The organism is Devosia insulae DS-56, from assembly GCF_000970465.2.
GTDB lineage: Bacteria > Pseudomonadota > Alphaproteobacteria > Rhizobiales > Devosiaceae > Devosia_A > Devosia_A insulae.
Genome location: NZ_LAJE02000275.1, coordinates 1 through 4,830 on the forward strand (window position 1 = coordinate 1; position 4,830 = coordinate 4,830).

General features: G+C 64.8%; 4 protein-coding genes. 3 read left to right on the forward strand and 1 reads right to left on the reverse strand.

The genetic code is table 11. The features are described from left to right. Positions 1 to 111 precede the first annotated feature (111 nt). A complete protein-coding gene (gene mnmA, locus VW23_RS19205) occupies positions 112 to 1,263 on the forward strand; it encodes a tRNA 2-thiouridine(34) synthase MnmA (RefSeq protein ID WP_069911159.1) in 1,152 nt (383 codons plus the stop codon). Here the strand turns inward: mnmA and VW23_RS19210 are convergent. Beyond that, a complete protein-coding gene (locus VW23_RS19210) occupies positions 1,260 to 1,448 on the reverse strand; it encodes a hypothetical protein (protein WP_069911160.1) in 189 nt (62 codons plus the stop codon). The genes mnmA and VW23_RS19210 overlap by 4 nt on opposite strands. A 361-nt stretch (positions 1,449 to 1,809) precedes the next feature. Between VW23_RS19210 and VW23_RS19215 the strand changes: the two genes are divergently transcribed. Then, positions 1,810 to 2,367 (forward strand): RNA polymerase sigma factor, encoded by a 558-nt coding sequence (locus tag VW23_RS19215; RefSeq protein ID WP_244513662.1) that lies wholly within the window; start codon positions 1,810 to 1,812, stop codon positions 2,365 to 2,367. Continuing rightward, complete coding sequence (locus VW23_RS19220) at positions 2,364 to 4,646, forward strand: vWA domain-containing protein (protein WP_069911161.1); 2,283 nt, start codon at positions 2,364 to 2,366, stop codon at positions 4,644 to 4,646. The genes VW23_RS19215 and VW23_RS19220 overlap by 4 nt, the downstream gene beginning before the upstream one ends. Positions 4,647 to 4,830 lie beyond the last annotated feature (184 nt).

Consider the following 4,830-nt stretch of genomic DNA (forward strand, 5'->3'; position numbering starts at 1 on the left):
GGACAGGGGGGGGGGTCAGCTCACACCGGATTTGAGGCACGTGACACCGCCCGTGAGAACGATTATACCGCGCCCGATCCGTCGGACCTTGAACCCTTCTGGATGAGAGATATGGACCTGAATTCGCTTGATCTGCCCAAGCGTCCCGAGGACACGCGCGTCGTTGTCGCGATGTCGGGGGGCGTCGATAGTTCCGTCGTTGCCGGGCTGCTCGCCCGCCAGGGCTACGATGTGGTGGGGGTAACCCTGCAGCTTTACGACCATGGCGAAGCGACGCACCGCAAGGGCGCCTGCTGCGCCGGCCAGGATATCCATGATGCGCGGCGCGTGGCGCAGGCGCTCAATATTCCGCACTACGTGCTCGACTATGAAGAGCGCTTCAAGAACTCGGTGATGGAGCCGTTCGCCAATGCCTATCGGCAGGGCGAGACGCCGGTGCCGTGCATCGCCTGCAACCAAAGCGTCAAGTTCGTCGACCTGATGGAAGTGGCCAAGGACCTCGGCGCCGACGTGCTGGCAACCGGGCATTACGTGCAATCGAAGCTCGTCGACGGCAAGCGCCGGCTGTTCCGGCCGGTCGATGATTCACGTGACCAGAGCTACTTCCTGTTTGCCACCACCGAGCAGCAGCTGGATTTCCTGCGCTTCCCGCTCGGCGGCATGACCAAGCCGGCGGTGCGCGAACTGGCGCGGGAGTTCGGGCTCGAGATCGCTGAAAAGCACGACAGCCAGGACATCTGCTTCGTGCCGCAGGGCAAGTACGCCGACGTGATCCGCAAGATGCACCCCGAAGCGCTGGCCGAAGGGGAGATCGTCCACCTCGATGGGCGCGTGCTGGGCAAGCACGAGGGGATCGTCAACTACACCATCGGCCAGCGTAAGGGCCTCGGTGTCGCGGCAGGCGAGCCGCTCTATGTGGTCAAGCTCGAGCACCGTACTGGCCGCGTCATCGTCGGCCCGCGCGAAGCGCTGATGACCAAAACGGTGCGGCTGCGCGACGTGAACTGGCTGGGTGAGCGCCAACTCGCCTCGCTGGCCGCCGGCAATGGCATGCCGATCGAGGTCAAGGTGCGCTCGACGCGGCCACCGCAGTCGGGCGCCGTGCACATGGCCGATGGCGAGGTGTTCGTCACGCTGTTTGCCGGCGAATACGGTATCTCGCCCGGGCAGGCCTGCGTGTTCTACGCTGACGAGAGCGGCACCAGCGAAGTGCTGGGCGGCGGCTTCATCGCCGAAGCCGTGCCGCAGGCGCTGGTGGCTTAAGGCGACGTGCTGGTGGTTTCGGCGGCGGGCTGCGTCGCCGATTCCTTCAGCATCTGGTAGTTGCCGAGCCCGCCGAGCATGGCCGAGATGATGTAGGTCAGGAGCAGCGCACCGAACAGCAGCAGCAGGATGCGGCTGCGATTGAGGCGGAACGGGCTGTCGGGCTTTTTCGGATCTTCGGACATGCCGGTGCCCTACGCCGGTGCGGTGGTGAAGGCAAGGCGGACGGATGTCGCGGGGGTGTCGGAAGACACTCGTTGCCCTGTCCACCGGCCGTCATCCCGCCGAAAGCCGGGACCCACTGCTCGGAGCGCCGGAACGCCAGGAACCGTTCCGGTCTATCACGGATGGGTTGGAGAGTTGCGATCAAGTGGAACGGCTGGTGCACTGGGTCCCGGCCTTCGCCGGGATGACGGCCGGTGAGGGTGGGCAAGTCGGCGTTGGTGCCCCTGAAGAAAAATCTTCACCTCCACCCCAAGGATCAGTCACCGTTCATCGTCTTAGTCCTAGAACACCGGCTGAAAGCTCACACAGGTGCTACGGTCCTTGACGCCTGAATTCATCAATAGCGGGGTGCTCGACGCCCCAGTGCCCGATGAAACGCTGATCGCGCGGGCGGTCGGCGGCGATCGGCATGCGTTCGGCGAACTGGTCGAACGGCACTACAATTTCATCTTCCGCACCGCGTGCAAATGGTGCGGCAAGGTGTCGGACGCCGAGGATGTGGCGCAGGATGTGTGCATCAAGCTCGCCTCGATCCTCAACAGTTTCGACGGGCGCTCGGCGTTCACCAGCTGGCTCTATCGCGTTACGCTGAATGCCGTGCGCGACATGCAGCGGGCGCGCAGCCGGCGCGGGCGCAATGCCGACCGCTATGCCGAGGTGGCACCGGACGAATACCTGCCCGAGCAGGAAGACGCAGCGACCAGTAAGGAGCTGTGGACTGCAGTGCGCAAACTTCCCGAACAGCAACGGGATGCGGTGCTGCTGATTTATGCGGAGGGGATGAGCCACGCCGAAGCCGGCGTGATCATGGGGTGCAAGGAGGCAACCGTCTCCTGGCACATCCACGAAGCCAAAAAGACCCTGAGGGGGCTCCTATGAGCAACCACGACGACGACAACAAGCTCACCGCGCTGCAGCAGGCGCAGACCCCGGCTCCTTCCGAGGCGGCGCGTCGCCGCGCGCTCGATGCCGCCATGTTGGCTTTCGACGCCGAGCAGGCGAACGCGAAACAGGCGCCCCAAGGAAATTCGATCACCCGGCGTCTCAGGTCCATCTTCGCCAATGCGAAAGGGACCTGGATCATGGATAACCGCCTCACTTACGGCCTCGGCACCGCAGCCGTCGCACTGCTGCTGCTGCCGCTCGGCTACCAGCTCTATAACAGCACCGCGATCACTCCGATCGGCGTGCCGCCGGTGACCGTCAGCAGCAAGGATGCAGACCAGCCGATGGCGCAAGTCTCGGCGCAGCCCGAGCCGGCGCCGATGGAACTCGGCCGCGCCGATGCGCTGGAAAAGAAGGAAGCCGGTGGCACGGCCGCCTCGGCCACTACCACCGCGCAAGAAGCTCCGGCGACTGCCGGTGCCGATGGCAACATCTCGAACCTTGCGGCTGCGCCGGAAGGCGAGGCTGACCTGCAGATGCGCGACCAGGTCGCGCCGCAGAACAGTGGGGCGGTGGATGCAACGCCCCCTGCCACCGACAGCACGATCGCGGTGACCAGCGATCTCGGCAGCGGCCTGTCGGTCAGTGCCGGCCTTGAGAGTCTGGATGCGACGGCGCCGGCTACGCCGATGGTCGAGATGCGAATGGCAGCGCCCAAGCAGATGGCCGCCTCCGGTGTGGCGCAGAACGAAGCCTTCATGGCCGCGCCGTCACCGGCCGATGCAACGATGGCAAAGCCCACCCAGCCGAGTGGCGACGAGTTTTCGAAGTTCACCGAATCGCCGCTCAAGCTGGTGAAGACCGATCCGGTCTCGACCTTCTCGATCGATGTCGATACGGCCTCCTATGCCTATGTGCGGCGCTCGCTGGCCGAAGGCTGGGTGCCGGAGCCCGATGCCGTACGCATCGAGGAGCTGATCAAATACTTCAACTACAACTACCCCGCGCCAACTGACGCTTCGACGCCGTTCAAGCCGACGGTCTCGGTCTATCCGACGCCATGGAACGGCAAGACGCAGATCGTCCAGATCGGCATCAAGGGCTATGTGCCTGAGGTGACCGAGGACAAGGCCTCGAACCTGGTTTTCCTGATCGACACTTCGGGGTCGATGGATGAGCCGGACAAGCTGCCGCTGCTGAAGCGGGCATTTGCGCTGCTGGTCGATCAGCTCGGGGCCAACGACACCATCTCGATCGTTGCCTATGCCGGTTCGGCTGGCGTGGTGCTGGAGCCGACCAAGGCGACCGACAAGGCCAAGATCATCGGTGCGCTGGAGAACCTCTCGGCCGGCGGCTCGACCGCCGGTGCCGAAGGGATCGAGCTTGCCTATCGGCTGGCCGAGCAGAACAAGGTTGCCGACGGCGTCAACCGGGTGATCCTCGCCACCGATGGCGATTTCAATGTCGGGATCGACGATCCGGAAGACCTGAAGACCTACATCAAGGGTAAGCGCGACGGCGGGGTGTTCCTGTCGGTGCTCGGCTTCGGCCAGGGGAACCTGGGCGACGATACGATGCAGGCGCTGGCGCAGAACGGCAACGGCAATGCCAGCTACATCGACAGCTTCAAGGAAGCCCAGAAGGTGCTGGTCGAGGATGCCGGCGGCACGCTCGAAACCATTGCCAAGGATGTGAAGATCCAGGTCGAGTTCAACCCGGCGGTGGTCAGCGAATACCGGCTGATCGGTTACGAGACCCGGGCGCTGAACCGTGAGGATTTCAACAACGACAAGGTCGATGCCGGCGAGATCGGGGCGGGCACCACCGTCACCGCGCTCTACGAGATCACCCCGGTCGGTTCGGGCGCCGAACTGAACGATCCCCTGCGCTACAGCTCCGACGCCACGGCCGAAACGGCCGGCAACGGCGAGATCGGCTTCCTCAAGATGCGCTACAAGCTGCCCGACGAGGAGACCAGCAAGCTGATCGAGCAGGCGATCGGCAAGGACCAGGCCGTTTCGAGCCCCGCCGAGGCCTCCGAGGACTCGCGCTTCGCCGCGGCAGTCGCTGCCTTCGGGCAGAAGCTCAGGGGTTCGAACTATGGCGAAATGAGCTGGGCCGATATCCGCTCGCTGGCCCAGGGCGCCCGCGGTGCGGACGAGAACGGCTACCGCGCCGAGTTCATGCAGCTGATCGACATGGCGAAATCGCTGGCGCCGGAGACGGAAGAGCCGTTCTGCACGGCGCCGGAAGGCAACCGCAACTGCCGCTAAGGCGGTAAGCGATAGCGCCGCTGCCCCCCACGGCGCTTATGAGCGCGGCCCCGCTGCTGTCGGAGCCGCGCTCGACTGTTGGGGGCAGCGGGAGGAACCACCGGCGGTGAGGCAAATCCTCCCCCGCGTGGCGGGGGAGGGGAGGCCGGTTCGTATAATGCTACGGCGTACGACACGGTGGTAT

Coding starts and splice junctions, on each gene's coding strand:
- mnmA (WP_069911159.1), top strand. CDS start 112: ATGGACCTGAATTCGCTTGATCTGCCCAAGCGTCCCGAGGACACGCGC.
- VW23_RS19220 (WP_069911161.1), top strand. CDS start 2,364: ATGAGCAACCACGACGACGACAACAAGCTCACCGCGCTGCAGCAGGCG.
- VW23_RS19210 (WP_069911160.1), bottom strand. CDS start 1,448: ATGTCCGAAGATCCGAAAAAGCCCGACAGCCCGTTCCGCCTCAATCGC.